Raw genomic sequence first — 16,994 nt, forward strand, 5'->3', positions numbered from 1 at the left:
ATACAAATTTATTACAATTATCATTATGATAATCAATTAATTTTCATTAATATTCTCTTTATTTATTTTTGAAAATATCCAAGAGACAGAAACTCCGAAGAAAAGTCCTATTAAAGCCACATAGAAATAATTAGGCCAGTAGATTTTAACCGGAAAAGGGAGCGTTTCGGTGGCCTTAAAAATACCAGTTTGTATTTGGATGACACAAATAATCGTTCCCAATATTAAGCCAGAGATTACCCCAAACAGTACAATAAGTAATCCAGTATTAAAGTAGGTCTTTCTTAAATCATTGATGGTAAAGCCTAAAGAAATCAAAGATTTAGCTTGATCTTTTTTGTCAAGCTGAAGAATAATAATAGCACCTGCGAGGTTAAATGTAGTAATGAAAATCACCAAAGCAAAGATGAGGTAAATCATCAGTTTTTCGGTGTTAATCATTTTCCAGAAGGCGGCATTTTCTTCTGCTTTTGTTTTTATGGTAACCTGACTGCCGAGTTTATTTTGTAAATCTTCTTTTACGGCATCTGCTTTTTCAGGATTTTTTAGTTTTATGGCAATCTCGTAAGCAGAATTTTTAGGCAAGTTCAATAACTCCGAAGTCAGTTCCAGAGGAGCAATAATATAATTGTTCAGCTGGTCATTTCCAGGGAAAATTCCAGTAACATAAATATCTCTTTTGTTGAAAATATCTTCTTCTTTATTGATGATTCCTTTGCCAGGTTTTGGCATAAAAAGAGTCGCTACATTTACATCATTGGCTACGGGAATTGCCAATCTATTGTTCAGTTGAGCCTCCATAATCACTTCATTCATAAATTTAAATGAAGGATAACTTCCGTAGAAAATGTTTTTGTCAATAGGATTTACTTTTACATAAGCCGAATCTACGCCTCTTATGTAAGCTATTTCGCCCGTATTGTTATAGTCTATGTATACTTTTTCTTCAATCATTTTAGAAAAATGATTGATTTCGTTTTCAGATTTCAGGGTAGAAGTTACTTTTTGAATATTAGGGATAACTTTTCCTTGAGAGCTTTTCAGCGTAAGATCGGCATGAAGATTAGAGATAAAATCCTTGTTAAGGTCTTCTAATCCAGAAAAAACCGAAATAATAATAAACATAGCGGCTACCGCTACCATCATAGCAAAAGCAGCCAATCCTGTAATAAAACTTACAGCCTGGCTTCCTTTTTTAGCAATGAGATATCTTCTCGCGATATAAAAAGCGGTATTTCCTTTGGCCATTTTTTATAAAATAGGATTGTCTCCCAGACCTTTTAGTTCTTTTTCTATACGTTCTACATCATCTAATGTAGTGTCTAAATAGAAATTAAGTTCAGGAATAATTCGCACTTGTTTTGCCATTTTCTGACCAATAAAATTTCTATAGAAAGACTTATTTTCGTCTATCTCCTTCATAATTGGCGTTCTAAATTCTTGCGGAAAGATGCTCAAATAAATTTTAGCAATGCTTAAATCAGCCGTTACCTTTACATCAGAAACGGTGATTAGAAAATTTTGTTTGCTCTCTGAAGCGAGTTTTCTAAAAAGTTCAGCAAAATCTTCTTGAATAATCTGTGCTACTTTTCTTTGTCTGTTACTTTCATTCATGTTGCAAATTTAGTATTTTTGTTTGAGATTTTGGGCGTGTCCTTTTCTTTTTGCCAATCGCAAGGTCTTGACCATAAAAAGAAAAGGTCGGTATTCGGCTCCCACTTTTTTCTAAATTTTTTATTAAAACCTATGCCTTTGCATAAAAATTTAGAAAAAGAGTTCCGCCTACTCCCTCACGCAAACCAAGATTAGAGATTAAAAATAAATAAAAAGTCAACATGAAAATAGAGCACTTAGGAATCGCTATCAAAAGTCTAGAAACGTCAGACAATCTTTTTGCAAGATTATTGGGAAAGAGCCATTATAAACAAGAATCGGTAGAAAGAGAAGGCGTAACTACTTCTTTTTATCAATTAGGAGAGAGCAAAATAGAACTTTTGGAAGCTACCAATCCAGAAAGTCCAATTGCTAAGTTTATCGACAAAAAAGGAGAAGGAATACACCATATTGCTTTTGGAGTAGAAGATATAAGAGCAGAAATAGAAAGATTAAAAGCAGAGGGTTTTGTTTTTATTTCCGAAGAGCCCAAAGATGGCGCAGATAATAAGTTGGTGGTTTTCTTACATCCTAAGTCTACAAATGGGGTTTTGGTAGAATTGTGTCAAGAAAAACCTTAATTTTTTTTTGAATTTTCCGAAAAAATCTTACATTTGCACACCCAATTGAAATAAAGATATTTTATCATAAATATTTGGCCTTGTAACTCAGTTGGTTAGAGTAGCTGACTCATAATCAGCAAGTCCTTGGTTCGAGCCCAAGCTGGGCCACAAAATCCTCAGAATTTCTGAGGATTTTGTTTTTTTAGAATAAAATTTTTTAACCTTAATTGTAATAAGATTTGTTACAATTTAAAATTTGTATATCTTTGCATCAGAAATGAACAATACTAGATTTTCCACAGCACTTCATATTATGACTATTCTTGGTACTAAACCAGAAGAATGGCACACCTCTGATTGGCTGGCGGGGAGTATCAATGTAAATCCTGTAATCGTTAGAAAAGAAATTTCTGTACTTAGAGAAGCGGGTTTGGTAGAAAGCAAAAAAGGGAAAGAAGGTGGCTCTAGATTAGGAAAAAACCTGGACCAAATTACCATGGCAGAGATTTACAATGCCGTAAAAAACTCAGAAGTTTTAGGAAAAAAAAATCAGCATCCTAATCCACACTGTGAAGTAGGAAAGGTGATTAATAGGCATCTGGATTTTCTTTTTTCTGAAACAGATGAGGTAGTGGTGAATTTCTTAAAAGAAAAATCATTGAAAAATTTTATAGAACAGTTCAAATAAAATTTTTTATACATAAGTGTAACAAAAATTATTACAATTTAAATTATAGAAAAATGAAAAAAATAGCAGTAATAGGAGCTACGGGTTTTGTAGGCACTCAATTAGTAAAAGAATTAGCAAATAGAGGATATTTCGTAAATGCCTTGGCTAGAAATACTTCTAAAATTGAAAAAACAGAAAATGTAAAAGCAATAGCTGTAGATGTTTACAATACCGATGAATTGTCAGAAATACTAAAAGGGAATGATGCGGTAATTAGCGCATTCAATCCGGGCTGGGCAAATCCTAATATTTTTGAAGATTTCTTAAAAGGGGCAGTCAGCATAGAAAAAGCGGTAGAAGAATCTGGAGTAAAGAGATTTATTACGGTAGGTGGAGCAGGAAGTTTATACATTGCCGAAAACTTACAATTAATAGATACCACAGAATTTCCTGCGGAGATAAAACCTGGCGCAGAAGCAGCCAGACAATATTTAGAAATCATTAAAAAGAACGAAAATCTAGATTGGACATTCTTTTCTCCAGCTATAGAAATGCATCCGGGTACAGCTGGCGTAAGAAAAGGAACATACAGAACGGCGCTAGAAAATCCGGTTTTTGATGAGGAGGGAAGAAGCGTACTTTCTGTAGAAGATGTAGCAGTAGCTTTGGTAGACGAATTAGAAAATAATAAGTTTGTGAAGCAAAGATTTACAGCGGCTTATTAATCGGTTAAATATTTTGAAACTGACCCATCTGAGTAGTTTTTTATAGGTATTCGTCTCTTATTTCTTTACTTTTTGCAAAGCAAACTGGTGAAGAATTTTCATGGATGATGATTTCCTTCTTCTCAGCAGAATTTTTTTTAGTAGAATTCTTTTTGGTCTTTTTAGGAACTTTGTCTTTTTTCATAACTCAAAATTTTCACTAAAGTTAAATAAAAAAAGCATCCAATCAGATGGATGCTTTTTTACATTTTATAGTTCGATTTTATAAATTCAGAAATAATTTAGGGTTTACAGGAGTATTGTTCTTATGAACTTCGTAATGCAAATGTGGACCAGTACTTCTTCCTGAATTGCCAGATTGTGCGATTACTTCTCCCGCTTTTACACTTTGGTTAGCCTTTACATTAATTTTAGAAAGGTGAGCATAGAGCGTAGCTAAACCGTTACCATGGCTTATGATTACGCAGTTTCCATACCCGCTTTTTTGACCTGCAAAAATTACTTTTCCAGTGGCGGTACACATTACATTACTGCCGTAATCTACACCATAATCTATTCCCTTGTGGAATTGCATTTGGTCTTTTTCAGCAGGAGCAGCGTTTTTTGATGCTATGTTAACGTTACTTTTGTTGATTACATTTCCAGTGCTGTCTTTTTCTATTTTTTCAGATGAAATAGCAAGAGGTCTTGCAGAAGCGAGTAGGATTTTCTTAGACGGAATAGGATTTTTTCTCATTCCGAAATTAGACGATAGAAAACCGTTGTCTATAGGATGTCCAACTGGTACTTGTTGTAAACGTTTTTCTAATTCTACGAGATATTCAGAATATCTAGAACTCTGGTTAGACAGATAAACCGAACTAGATAAACTATCTCTAGATAGAGCTTCAATGCTTAGGTTAGAGGCGTTTTTTGCCTTTAAATAATTGTTGATTGTTCTTACTGTGTTTTCTACAGAGGCTAAATCATTTTTTAATTTAAAGAAATCTAAGCTGTCTTTTTGGGTGTTAATTTTTACTAAATTGACTTGATAGTTTTTGTCATCTTTTTCTGAATATAATTTTGCAATAACAAAACTTTGTAGAAGGATAACGAAAAGAAGAGCGCCCATAAACAGCTGAACATTCTTCTTTTTTATAAATAAATTCTTCATTACTTTTTTCTCAGTTTTCAATTTTTAGCGACGCCAAAATTAATTAAAATATTTTAAATCAATGTTTTTGCTCAACCAAAAACGATGAATTATGATAAAAATTATGCCAAAGTATTGTTAATAAATTTATAAAATTGTTAATAATAATTAATTATGGTTAAATTTATTGTATCTGAAACTCAGGAGATAAAGTCAATCTGTGAAATCTATTTTTGTTAACATGATTTTTTTAAGGTGTAGCTTCTCACTATAATTTGTATCTTTGTTTTTCTACCAAATTTTTTAAAATGGCTAAAAAGAAAGGCAAAACATTGCCAACTGTGGGGGTTGTAGGAAGCGGTAGTTTCGCTACGGCAATTGTAAAAATGCTATTAGAAAATGCGAAATTGGTGCATTGGTGCGTGAGGAATGAGTTTGTAAAGGGAGCTCTAGAATTGCGTGGTCATAATCCTAATTATCTTACTGCGGTTGCTTTTGATGTAAGAAAACTGAAAATCACTACAGATATTAATGAGTTAGTTTCTGAGTGTGATATCATTGTTTTAGCAACTCCTTCTATCTATCTTTCTGATGCAATAGAAAAAATGACTTGTAATTACGAAGGGAAATTATTCGTTTCTGCAATCAAAGGGATTGTCCCTAAACATAATGATGTAGTAGCACATTATTTGAGAGATGTTTTTAAAATTGGCTTCAGAAATCAAGCCGTTATTGCGGGGCCATGTCATGCAGAAGAAGTAGCGATGGAGAGATTGTCTTATCTTACTATAGCCGCAGCAGAAAAAGAAAATGTAGATGCGCTTAGAGAACTTTTTACTTCTGATTATATTAAGGTAAGCTGTTCCAAAGATATTTTGGGTAATGAGTATAGTGCGATTCTTAAAAATATTTACGCCATCGCAGCAGGAATTGCAAGTGGATTAGGATATGGAGATAACTTTAATGCAGTTCTGGTTTCTAATGCGATTAGAGAGATGGAATTATTTTTAGATGCTGTGTATCCAGAGGCTAGAGAGGTGAATGATAGTGCATATTTAGGAGATTTACTGGTAACCGCTTATTCACTCTTTTCTAGAAATAGAAATTTAGGAAATCTTATCGGTAAAGGCTACACCGTAAAATCTGCGGTGCAATCTATGAGTATGGTTGCAGAAGGATATTACGCAACTCGTGGAATTTATGAAATCGCTTTTGAAAAGAAACTGAAAACCCCAATTATCAATACTGTTTTCAGTATTTTATATGAAGGAAAAGACGCCGAAAAACAATTTAAAAAATTAACTGAAAAATTAACGTAAAATTAATGGTGCTAAAGCCTTATCGCTTTTTTCAAAAATCATTAACTTTACCACACTTTCTAATTTTCATACAATGACAACTAAATACGAACAAATTTCTAGTTCACTTTTTATCAAAAATCGTAAAAAGTTTGTAGAAAAAATGCAGCCTAATTCTTTGGCTATTTTTAATTCTAATGATATTTATCCAGTAAGTTCAGACTCTACCATGCCTTTTGCGCAGCACAGAGATATTTTTTATCTGAGTGGAGTAGGCCAAGAGGAGAGTGTTTTGTTGATTTTTCCTGATGCTTACAATGAAGAACACCGTGAAATTCTTTTCTTAAGAGAGACCAATGAACATATCGCTGTTTGGGAAGGCGAAAAATTAACTAAAGAAAAAGCAACTGAGGTTTCTGGAGTGAAAACAGTGCTTTGGCTATCAGATTTTGATAGAATTTTCTATAATTTGATGAACGAAGCAGAAAATATTTATCTCAATAGAAATGAGCACTATAGAGCTGTTTTAGAAGTGCAAACTCGTGAAGACAGATTTATAGAAAGAGTAAAGAGAGAGTTTCCGCTTCATAAAATTTTAAGAAGTAATCCTATTCTTCAGCATTTGAGAAGTATCAAAGAACCAGAAGAGCTAGAATTATTACAAAAAGCGTGTAACATCACTGAAAAAGGGGTGAGAAGATTGCTTTCTTTCGTGAAACCAGGAGTTTGGGAATACGAAATTGAAGCAGAGCTCATGCACGAATTTTTGAGAAATAGAAGTAAAGGTTTTGCATATACACCTATTATTGCCAGCGGAGAAAACGCAAATGTCTTGCACTATATTGCCAATAATATGCAATGTAAAGATGGAGACTTAATTTTATTAGATATTGGTGCAGAATATGCCAATTATTCATCAGACCTTACCAGAATGATTCCTGTGAATGGTAAATTTACAGCGAGACAAAAAGAGATCTACAATGCAGTTTTAGACATGAAAAACTTTGCGACTTCTCTTTTAGTTCCTGGAAATAACTGGTACGATTATCATAAAGAATGTGGAGAGTTTTACACTTCTAAATTCTTGGAATTAGGACTTCTTGATAAAGCTGATGTTCAAAATCAAGACAAAAACTGGCCGGCTTATAAAAAATACATGATGCACGGCACATCTCACCATTTAGGTCTAGATACGCATGATTACGGAATTCTAAAAGATAAATTTGTAGAAAATATGGTATTCACCGTAGAGCCGGGAATTTATCTCCCAGCAGAAGGTTTTGGGGTTAGAATAGAAGATGATGTGGTTATTCAGAACTCTGGTCCTGCTTTTAATCTGATGAAAAACATTCCTATTGAAGTAGAAGAAATAGAAGAATTGATGAATTCTTAAAAAAATAAAAAGGTGTTTCTAAATCAGAAACACCTTTTTTATGAGGTAAAGAATTTAATTAAATCCATGTAGTTTTTTTGATTCACGCCATGTCCGTTCATGTATTCTCTGAAAGTAAAAAATGCTCCCAGTTCATATAAGAAATCTGCTGCTTTTCTTCCCCATTCTAATGGGATTACAGCGTCTTCAGTTCCATGAGAAATAAAAAATCTAAGATGCTGAATTTCTTTTTTACCTTTAATGTTTTTAAGGATTTTAGGTTCAGGATACGCACTTAAACAAGCGATTTTCTGAAAATATTCTGGGTAAGTAAGCGTCATAGCATACGTAAGAATTCCGCCTTGCGAAAATCCCATCATATTGGTTTTCCCTTCTAGCTGATAATGATGTTTAATGTTATCAATAGATTTCATAATCGCTTTCATAGAATCTACAGCCTGTTCTACATCTATAAATTTTTCAGCATCGTTAAAATCAATGTCGTACCAAGAAAAACCATTGTAATCGGTCATTTTTGGAGCTCTATAACTCACGATAATCCAATCTTCTGGCAAATCATGACGAAAAGAAAATAAATCTTCTTCATTACTGCCATAGCCATGAATCATCACCAAAAGTTGAGTGTTTTGAGTAATGTTTTCGGGCTCTCTTACGATAAATTGTAAATCCATATTGCAAAGATAATTTTGTTTTTGAATTTCAAAGATTAAACCAAATAAAAAAAACTGACACAAGGTCAGTTTTTAAAAATTTTATGTTATGATATTTATAAAATCCCCACTTTTACCATACAAGCTTTCATCTTTTGGTAAGTTCTTTCAATGTCATGGTCTAAACCTATTGAAAATCTGATTAAACCGTCAGAAAGTCCCATAGAAATTCTTTCTTCTTCAGGAATTTCAGATGAGGTAGAACTTCCGCTGCAAGAGAATAAAGTTTTATAAAAACCTAAACTTACGGCGAGGTAGCCTAAGTTTTCTTGTTGCATCATTTCCATCAATTCATTGGCTTTGTCTACGGTTCCTGCATCTAAGGTTAATAAACCACCAAAACCATATTCTTGGTGCATCATAGATTTCATGAGTTCATGATTTCTGTGAGATTTTAAACCAGGATAATTTACTTTCAAGCCATCTTTTTCGAATCTTTCAGCGAGATACATTGCATTATCACTGTGTTTTTTCATTCTGATGTGCAAAGTTCTTAGGTTTTTCAAAATACTTGCCGAACGAAAACTATCCATAGTTGGGCCGAGAAGCATACAGCTTCCGTTATTTACATTTTTGGTGTCGTCTATAAATTGTTGAGATGCGCAATAAACACCGCCCACTGTATCACTGCTTCCGTTGATGAATTTCGTTAAACTGTGAATCACAATATCTGCACCTAAATGTATAGGCGAAATCTGCAACGGAGAAAACGTATTGTCAACAATCAGCTTTAAATTATACTTTTTACAAATTTCAGACAGTTTTCTCAAGTCTGCTACTTCTAATAAAGGATTGCTCACGCTTTCGCAATAAATCACCTTCGTATTAGGTTTGATGGCGTTTTCTATTGCTTCAAAATTGTTAATGTCTACAAAGCTTGTTTCAATGTTAAAAGGAGGCAGGAAGTTTTTCAAAAATGCGTAAGTTCCACCATAAATTGTTCTGGCTGAAACAATGTGGTCGCCACTTTTACAGACTTGAAGTAGAGTAGAAGTAATCGCGCCCATTCCAGATGCGGTAACGTTCGCTGCTTCTGTTCCTTCCATTTTTGCTAAAGCTTGAGCTAAATATAAATTCATCGGAGATGAATGTCTTGAGTATAAATAGCAACCTTCAGCATTGCCCTCGAATGTATCGAACATGGTTTTTGCAGATAAAAAAGTGTAGGTAGAACTGTCTGAAATAGAAGGGTTTACCCCGCCGAATTCTCCAAAATATTGTAAGTCTTGAATGGCATTTGCTGCATCGAAATTTTCCATAATATTGAATTTAAGAGCAATAAAATTCTAAAAATTCCAATATTATTACAATGATATTTTTAAATTATAGAAAATAAATCTATATATTTTTAAATTAATAGAAAAAATTATGATTATATTTGGTTTTTGTAAACTTTTTCCAAAAAATAATCTATGGAACTTGACTCAATTGATAAAAAATTACTCTATTTTCTTCAGGAAGATAGTAAACAAACAACTAAAGAATTGTCTCACAAGTTAGATTTGTCTGTGACGGCGGTTTATGAACGCATCAAAAAATTAGAAAAGCAAGGTGTCATTTCTAAATATGTAACGCTGATTGATAAACATAAGGTGGAGAAAAATTTCATCGTGCTCTGTCATGTGAAATTAACGCAACACAAGAAAGAATACGTGTTACAGTTTGAAAAAGAGATTATGACTTTGCCAGAAGTAACGGAATGTTTCCACGTGAGTGGCGATTATGATTATATCTTGAAAATCTGTGTAAAAAACATGGAAGAGTACAGAAATTTTATGGTGACTAAGCTCACTACTTTACAACACATCGGCTCTACACACAGTTCTTTTATGATTGCCGAAGTGAAAAATACAACTACGATTGAGGTTTAGAAAATAAAAAAAACACGCAAATCTGCGTGTTTTTTATTATGTAAATTTTTAGATTTCTCTTTTTGGAGTTGCCATCACTCGGTTCATTTTAATCCAGCCTAATTTTTCTAAGAGCAACATAATCATGTAAGTCACATCTATTTCGTGCCATCTTACGCCGCCGAAATTAGCTCTTCCACCGAATTTATGATGATTGTTGTGATAACCTTCGCCGAGCATTAACCAATCAAAACGGAATAAATTTTTAGAAGTGTCATTCACTTTGAAATTGACATATCCGTAAATGTGACCAAACCAATTGATAATCATTCCGTGGATTGGAGCCATTAAAATAGCCACAGGTAATAATAACCAATGCCACCAATATTCAGAAAAAATAATAAAGAAAACGGTGTAAAATGCTCCCCAACCAATTCTTGAGTACCATGAACTGGCAAACTTGTCGAATGATTTCCATTGAGGAACGTTTTTCGTAAATTTTTCTTCGATGGCAATTTTTTGTTTGTTGATTTGTTGATAAACATTTTTCGTTCTCCACATCATTGCAAGTGGATTAGGGTCGTATTTTGGAGAATGCGGGTCTTTTTCTGTATCAGCAAAAGCGTGATGCATTCTGTGCATTACACCATAACCATACGCTGAAAGATAATTAGAACCTTGGGTAATCCAAGTAAGAATAAAACACAGTTTTTCACCAAATTTAGACATGGTGTAGGTTTGATGTGCTGCGTAACGATGAAGGAAAAAAGTTTGAAAAAATAGTCCTGAATACCATAGGACGATGATGAAAATAATAATAACCATTAATAAGAATTTATAAAGGTACAAAGGTAGACATTTGAAAAATGAATGATAACAAAAAACACGCTCTAGAGCGTGTTTTTATAATTTATTTAACTATGTATAGCGTTGTAAATTTTATTCTAGATGGCTTTTACAATAAAATATTGTTTTTTACCTTTTTGTAGCAATAAAAATTTGCCGTCAATTAAATCTTTTTCAGCAGCTACGAAATCGTCTTTTACTTTTTCTTTGTTTACAGAAATAGCATTTCCTTGTAATTCGCGTTTTGCTTCGCCTTTAGATTTTAAGAAACCAGATTTTTCTGATAATAAATCAATAATGTTGCTTCCTAAAACGTCTGATTTTGCTACTTCCGCTTGTGGAACTCCATCAAAAATCTGTAAGAATAATTCTTCATCTAAGCTTACCAAATCTTCCGCTGTACTTCTCCCGAAAAGGATTTCAGAAGCTTTTAATGCTTTTTCGTATTCTGCTTTTCCATGAACCCAAATCGTAACTTCTTCAGCCAGTTTTTTCTGCAATTTTCTTTCGTGTGGAGCAGTTTGGTGCTCTTCAACCAAAGATTCTATTTCTTCTTTTGGTAAAAAAGTATAGTATTTAATGAATCTTTCAGCATCAACATCAGAAGAATTTAACCAAAATTGATAAAATTTATACGGAGAAGTTCTTTTGGCATCTAACCAATAATTTTCTCCCGCTTCAGATTTCCCGAATTTAGAACCATCAGCTTTCGTAATTAACGGAACGGTTAATGCATAAGCTTCGCCTTGCGCTTTTCTACGAATTAATTCTGTGCCTGTGGTGATGTTTCCCCATTGGTCAGAACCTCCCATTTGTAGTTTTACTCCGTTATTTTTGTATAGATGTAAGAAGTCGTAACCTTGTAATAATTGGTAGGTAAACTCTGTAAAGCTCATTCCGTCAACTCCAGCTTCTCCAGAGAAACGTTTTTTTACAGAATCTTTCGCCATCATATAATTTACGGTAAGATGTTTCCCAATATCTCGCACGAAATCCAGAAACGTAAAGGTTTTCATCCAATCGTAATTGTTTACCAATTCCGCTTTATTCGGTTCGTTTCCTTCAAAATTTAAAAATCTAGAAAGTTGACCTTTTATGCAATCTACATAATGATTAAGCGTAGCTTCATCTAATAAATTTCTCTCCGAAGATTTTCCAGAAGGATCACCAATCATACCTGTTGCACCACCAACTAGAGCAATCGGTTTATGACCATGCTGTTGAAAATGTGCCAAAACTTTTATAGGAATTAAACTTCCGATATGAAGTGAATCTGCGGTAGGATCAAAACCAATATAAGCAGTAGTCATTTCCTTATTCAGTTGTTCATCCGTTCCGGGCATCATATCAGCGTACAAACCGCGCCATTTTAGTTCTTCAATAAAAGCGTTCATTTTCTTAAAAATTTTGAATGGCAAAGATAGGAAATTTGCAGGAAGTAGGAAGCTGGATGTGAGAAGTTTTTTTAATCAAACAGTTTATTTACACCATTTTGTAGTGAAATTTTATTTGATTTTTAAAAATTATAGACATCATCTAAAAACCAAATACATTTTACTTTTTCTTTAGCTTTATCAAATTCCTTATCTTTGCATTTGCAATGGAAAAACCAGAACTTTTAAAGCTCATCTTTTTGGCCAAAGAGAAGAATCAGAAAGCGCAAACTAAACTGATTAATCAATTTTGGACAGACGTTTTTTCTTTCGTGATGAAAAAAGTTCATGATGAAAACGCAGCAGATGAATTGACGGTTTCGGTTTTTTCTAAAGTATTGGCGAAATTAGATTTGTATGATGAGAATTTCCAATTTAAAACGTGGGTTCTTACCATCGCTCAAAATACAGTAATAGATTATTGGCGCAAAAAAAATCGGGAAACCGAAGAAACTATGGACGGTTTTCAGGATTTTAAAAATCAATTCGAAAAATCTCCTGAAGAAATTATGATTTCTGTGCAAGAAGAGAAAAAAATCATCGATGCGGTTGCCAAAATGGATCACAATTATCAAAAAATTATCCATTTGAGATTTTTTGAAGAAAAAAGCATCAAAGAAATTGCAGAAGAACTCAATCTTTCTGTTGCCAATACCAAAGTGAGAATTATGAGAGCCAAAAAAGTTTTGGCAGAATTGTTAAACGAAAATGAGTAGAATCTCTCGCTGATTATGTAGATTGAGCAGATGAAAATCAACCGAATCAGCTAAATCTGCGAGAAAAATTTTAGATATTTATGGAAAATCAAATTCAAGATACCACTACCAATAAACCAAAATGGATTCGTGTAAAACTTCCTACAGGAAAAAATTACAGAGAATTAAGAACATTGGTTGATAAATATAAACTGAACACCATTTGTCAAAGTGGTTCTTGTCCGAACATGGGAGAATGTTGGGGAGAAGGAACCGCCACTTTTATGATTTTGGGAAATATCTGTACCAGAAGTTGTGGATTCTGTGGCGTGAAAACAGGTAAACCGCTTGATGTAAACTGGGACGAACCCGAAAAAGTAGCACGTTCTATTAAGTTAATGAAAATTAAGCACGCCGTTTTAACTTCTGTAGACCGAGATGATTTGAAAGATATGGGTTCTATTATCTGGGCAGAAACAGTAAATGCGGTGCGCAGAATTTCTCCGGGAACTACTATGGAAACGTTGATTCCAGATTTCCAAGGGATTCATAAACACATTGATAGATTGGTAGAAGTAGCACCAGAAGTGATTTCTCACAATATGGAAACCGTAAAAAGATTAACCAGAGAAGTAAGAATTCAAGCGAAGTACGAACGTTCTTTGGAGGTTTTAAGATATTTAAAAGAAGCAGGACAAAACCGTACCAAAACTGGAATTATGCTCGGTTTGGGCGAAACGAAAGAAGAAGTTTTTGAAACCATTCAGGATGTGAGAAATGCAAATGTAGATGTGATTACGATTGGGCAATATCTTCAGCCAACTAAAAAACATTTACCAGTAAAACGTTTCGTAGAACTGGAAGAATTTGAAGAATACAGAATTTTCGCAGAAAGCTTAGGTTTCCGTCATGTAGAAAGTTCGCCTTTGGTTCGTTCTTCTTATCATGCAGAAAAACATATTCACTAAAAAAAGACAAGTATAATATTTTTAAATAATCGTTATCAATTTTTTTGATAGCGATTTTTTTTGAAAAAGATTTTCGTTTTATAGCTTAGCAAAAAAATATATTATGAAAAGATTTAGTTATAGTTTATTGTTATTTTTCGTATTTGGTTTTGTTTTTTCTCAGTCAAAAATTGTTGTTAAAGAAACCACTTATTCATCAAAAGGGAAAAATTTTAAATCTTATGTAGCTTATGACGCCTCTAAAAAAGGAAAATTACCAGTGGTAATGATTGTTCCAGAATGGTGGGGCGTAAATGATTATGCAAAATACAGAGCCAAAAAAATTGCAGAATTAGGTTATTTTGCAATGGTTGTTGACATGTATGGCGATGGAAAATTTGTAGAAACGCCTCAAGAAGCTCAAGAGTTAGCAACTCCTTTTTATCAGAATGCAGTTTTGGCAAAAGAAAATTTTGATGTGGCAACAGCTTATGTTAAAACGTTCAAAAATGTCAATTCTAGTAAAGTTGCAGCAATTGGATACTGTTTTGGAGGAGCAATGGTGCTGAATATGGCAAGACAAAACCCAGAATTGAAAGGCGTAGTAAGTTTTCACGGGAATTTAATGACCGGTGTAAAACCAACACATAACAATGTGAAAATTTTAGTTTGCAATGGTGCTGCAGATAATTTTGTTCCTGAAAAAGAAATCGAGGAATTCAAAAAAGAAATGATGGAGAATAAGTTTGATTATCAATTCATTAATTATCCTGATGCAGTTCACGCTTTTACCAATCCTAATTCTACTGCGGTGGGCAAAAAGTTTAATATGAATATTGCTTACAATAAGTCTGCAGATGTAAAATCTTGGCAGGAAATGAAAACCTTTTTAGCGAAAATTTTCAAATAAAATTGGCGGATTTTATTCCGCTTTTTTTATGAAAATAAACTAAATTTATCCTTCAAAAATTGATTAATGAAAAACGCTGTCCTTATTACGATAGGAAACGAGGTTCTGTCTGGAACTACGGTAGATACCAATTCTAATTTTATTGCAAAAGAATTATCAAAAATTGGGATTTCTGTTTCGCAGATTTTTACCATTTCAGATGAAATAGAAATTATTAAAAATACATTACAATCTGCCTTTCAGTTGACTGATTTGGTAATTACAACAGGCGGGCTTGGCCCAACCAAAGATGATAAAACCAAGAAAGCTTTTTGTGAATTTTTCAATGATGAAATCGTTTATGACGAAGAAACTTTTCAGCATCTGAAAACCAGATTAGAACGCATAGGAAGGTTAGAAATCATCGAAAGAAACAGAGAACAAGCCATGATTCTTTCTAAATCTAAAGTTTTCCAAAATCATAATGGAACAGCACCGAGTTTAATGGTAGAAGATAACGGCAAAATAGCGATTTGTCTTCCTGGTGTTCCTTATGAAGTGAAACCTCTAGTTAAAGACCAAATTATTCCTTATCTACAAAAAGAATTTGAATCTAATTTTTTGAAAATTAGAACTGTTTCTGTGGTGAATTATCCTGAGAGTTTATTGTCTGATGCTTTAGAAGAATGGGAACTGAATTTGCCTGAAAATTTTTCACTTTCATATTTGCCAATCGCCAATAGAGTTAAGTTGAAATTAACGGCTTCAGGAAAGGATTTAGAAGTTTTGGAAAATCAATTAGAAGAAGAGATTTCTAAAATAAGACCATTGCTGAAAGCGCATATTATTTCTGAACACGGTGACAAAATAGAAGAAATTTTACATGATTTTTTAATTTCAAGAAATTTAACTATTTCTACGGCTGAAAGTTGTACTGGTGGAGAATTATCACATTTAATAACAAGTGTTTCTGGAAGTTCAAATTACTTTTTAGGCGGAATTTGCACCTATCAAACACAGAAAAAAATTGAAATCTTAGGTGTTTCTGAGGATTTAATTCAAGAAAAAACAGTAGTTTCAGCAGAAGTAGCACAAGCGATGAGTTTAGGTTGCCAGAAATTATTTAAAACGGATGTTACACTTTCTACCACTGGTGTTGCAGGACCTAATTCAGATGAATTCAATTCAGAAATCGGCACTGTTTTTTATTCGATTAGAGTAAAAGATTTTGAAAAGACTTTCAGATTGTATCTTCCTCATTTAGAGCGCAAAGATTTTATGAATTTTGTTTCTCAGAAGGTTTTGCAAGATTTAATTCAGATTTTAATTCAAGAAAATCTTTAAAATTCGCCTTTCTCATGTAATAAAATGGGACAAACAGTTGTTATATCTTTAAAATAATTTAGAATGAAATCGCTATAATTGAAAGAACTCAAACGTCAATGAATGTTCAGCGATTGCATAAGACCTTTAAAAAACAATAAATATCTACTTATGAAAAAAATAATTTTTAGTTTCCTAGTTCTTTTGGTTCAGGTAGCTTATTCGCAAACTTCCAAAAATTTTGGAGATTTCAGCGCAGTAAAGGTTTATGATAGAATTAATGTAACCCTTGTAAAATCCAGTGAAAATAAAATTCAGGTTAAAAATGATAACCCAGATGTAGAAATTGTCAATAAAAATGGTGACCTCAAAATCAGAATGATTCCTACTAAGCTCATGCAAGGCGACAAAGCTGAGGTAACTGTTTTCTATGAAGATATTAACGAAATTCAAGCCAGTCAAGGTTCTAAAATTACTTCTGATGGAGCAATAGATAGCAAAATGCTCAGCATTACTTCAAACGAAGGTTCTACTTTAAATTTACAGGTAGATGTGAATTTATTGAATTCTAAAGCCAATTCTGGTGGAATCATTAATGTGTCTGGAACCGCAGAAATTCAAGATGTTTTGGTGAATTCTGGTGCACAATTTAATGGTAGAGATTTAGATTCAGAAACTGTTACCATCACTACAAATGCAGGTGGGAATGCAGAAGTAAATGCCTCTAAAATTATTAATGCTACAACTAGAGCAGGCGGAAATATAGACGTCTATGGTTCTCCCAAAGACAGAAATACCAAAAATGTTTTAGGCGGAAAAATAACATTCAAATAAATATTATAAAGCCAGAGTTTTAAACTTTGGTTT

At 33.2% G+C, this 16,994-nt stretch carries 19 protein-coding genes and 1 tRNA gene; 12 read left to right on the top strand and 8 right to left on the bottom strand.

Translation table 11 applies throughout. The features are described from left to right. Positions 1-36: 36 nt before the first annotated feature. A complete protein-coding gene (locus N7277_RS06055) occupies positions 37-1,248 on the bottom strand; it encodes an ABC transporter permease (RefSeq protein ID WP_274778693.1) in 1,212 nt (403 codons plus the stop codon). Positions 1,249-1,251: 3 nt separating this feature from the next. Next, positions 1,252-1,614 (bottom strand): 30S ribosome-binding factor RbfA, encoded by a 363-nt coding sequence (gene rbfA / locus N7277_RS06060; RefSeq protein ID WP_069797170.1) that lies wholly within the window; start codon positions 1,612-1,614, stop codon positions 1,252-1,254. Positions 1,615-1,835: 221 nt separating this feature from the next. Here rbfA and mce point away from each other — a divergent pair, with 221 nt between their 5' ends. The 4 genes from mce to N7277_RS06080 all read left to right on the top strand — a co-directional run bounded on the left by mce (position 1,836) and on the right by N7277_RS06080 (position 3,611). Then, positions 1,836-2,234, top strand: coding sequence for a methylmalonyl-CoA epimerase (gene mce, locus N7277_RS06065; RefSeq protein WP_274778694.1), 399 nt, complete (start codon positions 1,836-1,838; stop codon positions 2,232-2,234). Positions 2,235-2,310: 76 nt separating this feature from the next. After that, positions 2,311-2,384 (top strand) — tRNA-Ile (locus tag N7277_RS06070). Positions 2,385-2,493: 109 nt separating this feature from the next. After that, a complete protein-coding gene (locus N7277_RS06075; protein WP_274778695.1) occupies positions 2,494-2,904 on the top strand; it encodes an Rrf2 family transcriptional regulator in 411 nt (136 codons plus the stop codon). Positions 2,905-2,957: 53 nt separating this feature from the next. After that, the gene (locus N7277_RS06080) at positions 2,958-3,611 is read left to right on the top strand and encodes an NAD(P)-dependent oxidoreductase (protein ID WP_274778696.1); all 654 of its coding nucleotides are present in this window, start codon (positions 2,958-2,960) and stop codon (positions 3,609-3,611) included. A gap of 40 nt (positions 3,612-3,651) precedes the next feature. On the opposite strand, the gene N7277_RS06085 is transcribed toward N7277_RS06080, so the two are convergent. Continuing rightward, the gene (locus N7277_RS06085; RefSeq protein ID WP_274778697.1) at positions 3,652-3,795 is read right to left on the bottom strand and encodes a hypothetical protein; all 144 of its coding nucleotides are present in this window, start codon (positions 3,793-3,795) and stop codon (positions 3,652-3,654) included. 78 nt (positions 3,796-3,873) lie between these two features. Continuing rightward, on the bottom strand, positions 3,874-4,764 hold the full coding sequence (locus tag N7277_RS06090; protein ID WP_274778698.1) for a M23 family metallopeptidase: 891 nt from the start codon (positions 4,762-4,764) through the stop codon (positions 3,874-3,876). 287 nt (positions 4,765-5,051) lie between these two features. Between N7277_RS06090 and N7277_RS06095 the strand changes: the two genes are divergently transcribed. After that, positions 5,052-6,062, top strand: coding sequence for an NAD(P)H-dependent glycerol-3-phosphate dehydrogenase (locus tag N7277_RS06095; protein WP_274778699.1), 1,011 nt, complete (start codon positions 5,052-5,054; stop codon positions 6,060-6,062). 73 nt (positions 6,063-6,135) lie between these two features. Continuing rightward, a complete protein-coding gene (locus tag N7277_RS06100) occupies positions 6,136-7,434 on the top strand; it encodes an aminopeptidase P family protein (protein ID WP_274778700.1) in 1,299 nt (432 codons plus the stop codon). A gap of 38 nt (positions 7,435-7,472) precedes the next feature. Here N7277_RS06100 and N7277_RS06105 read toward each other — a convergent pair whose 3' ends face one another. Together N7277_RS06105 and N7277_RS06110 are read right to left on the bottom strand one after the other, a co-directional pair. Next, positions 7,473-8,105, bottom strand: coding sequence for an alpha/beta hydrolase (locus N7277_RS06105; protein ID WP_274778701.1), 633 nt, complete (start codon positions 8,103-8,105; stop codon positions 7,473-7,475). 95 nt (positions 8,106-8,200) lie between these two features. Further along, positions 8,201-9,403 (bottom strand): aminotransferase class I/II-fold pyridoxal phosphate-dependent enzyme, encoded by a 1,203-nt coding sequence (locus N7277_RS06110; protein WP_274778702.1) that lies wholly within the window; start codon positions 9,401-9,403, stop codon positions 8,201-8,203. 153 nt (positions 9,404-9,556) lie between these two features. Between N7277_RS06110 and N7277_RS06115 the strand changes: the two genes are divergently transcribed. Further along, positions 9,557-10,015, top strand: coding sequence for an Lrp/AsnC family transcriptional regulator (locus N7277_RS06115; RefSeq protein WP_274778703.1), 459 nt, complete (start codon positions 9,557-9,559; stop codon positions 10,013-10,015). 48 nt (positions 10,016-10,063) lie between these two features. Here N7277_RS06115 and N7277_RS06120 read toward each other — a convergent pair whose 3' ends face one another. Then, positions 10,064-10,819 carry an acyl-CoA desaturase gene (locus N7277_RS06120; RefSeq protein ID WP_213189708.1) on the bottom strand — a complete coding sequence of 252 codons (756 nt, stop codon included), beginning with the start codon at positions 10,817-10,819 and terminating at the stop codon, positions 10,064-10,066. Positions 10,820-10,938: 119 nt separating this feature from the next. Beyond that, on the bottom strand, positions 10,939-12,234 hold the full coding sequence (gene tyrS / locus N7277_RS06125) for a tyrosine--tRNA ligase (RefSeq protein WP_274778704.1): 1,296 nt from the start codon (positions 12,232-12,234) through the stop codon (positions 10,939-10,941). Positions 12,235-12,440: 206 nt separating this feature from the next. Here tyrS and N7277_RS06130 point away from each other — a divergent pair, with 206 nt between their 5' ends. The 5 genes from N7277_RS06130 to N7277_RS06150 all read left to right on the top strand — a co-directional run bounded on the left by N7277_RS06130 (position 12,441) and on the right by N7277_RS06150 (position 16,961). Beyond that, on the top strand, positions 12,441-12,989 hold the full coding sequence (locus N7277_RS06130) for an RNA polymerase sigma factor (RefSeq protein ID WP_274778705.1): 549 nt from the start codon (positions 12,441-12,443) through the stop codon (positions 12,987-12,989). A gap of 80 nt (positions 12,990-13,069) precedes the next feature. Then, positions 13,070-13,936, top strand: a complete 867-nt coding sequence (gene lipA, locus N7277_RS06135) for a lipoyl synthase (RefSeq protein WP_274778706.1) — start codon at positions 13,070-13,072, stop codon at positions 13,934-13,936. A gap of 103 nt (positions 13,937-14,039) precedes the next feature. After that, on the top strand, positions 14,040-14,825 hold the full coding sequence (locus tag N7277_RS06140; RefSeq protein ID WP_274778707.1) for a dienelactone hydrolase family protein: 786 nt from the start codon (positions 14,040-14,042) through the stop codon (positions 14,823-14,825). Positions 14,826-14,891: 66 nt separating this feature from the next. Next, entirely contained in the window at positions 14,892-16,148 is a 1,257-nt protein-coding gene (locus N7277_RS06145) for a CinA family nicotinamide mononucleotide deamidase-related protein (RefSeq protein ID WP_274778708.1), read from the top strand. Between the two features lie 150 nt (positions 16,149-16,298). Continuing rightward, positions 16,299-16,961, top strand: coding sequence for a head GIN domain-containing protein (locus N7277_RS06150; RefSeq protein WP_274778709.1), 663 nt, complete (start codon positions 16,299-16,301; stop codon positions 16,959-16,961). Positions 16,962-16,994 lie beyond the last annotated feature (33 nt).

The sequence above is a fragment of the Cloacibacterium sp. TD35 genome, assembly GCF_028864635.1.
In the GTDB taxonomy this organism is placed as follows: Bacteria; Bacteroidota; Bacteroidia; order Flavobacteriales; family Weeksellaceae; genus Cloacibacterium.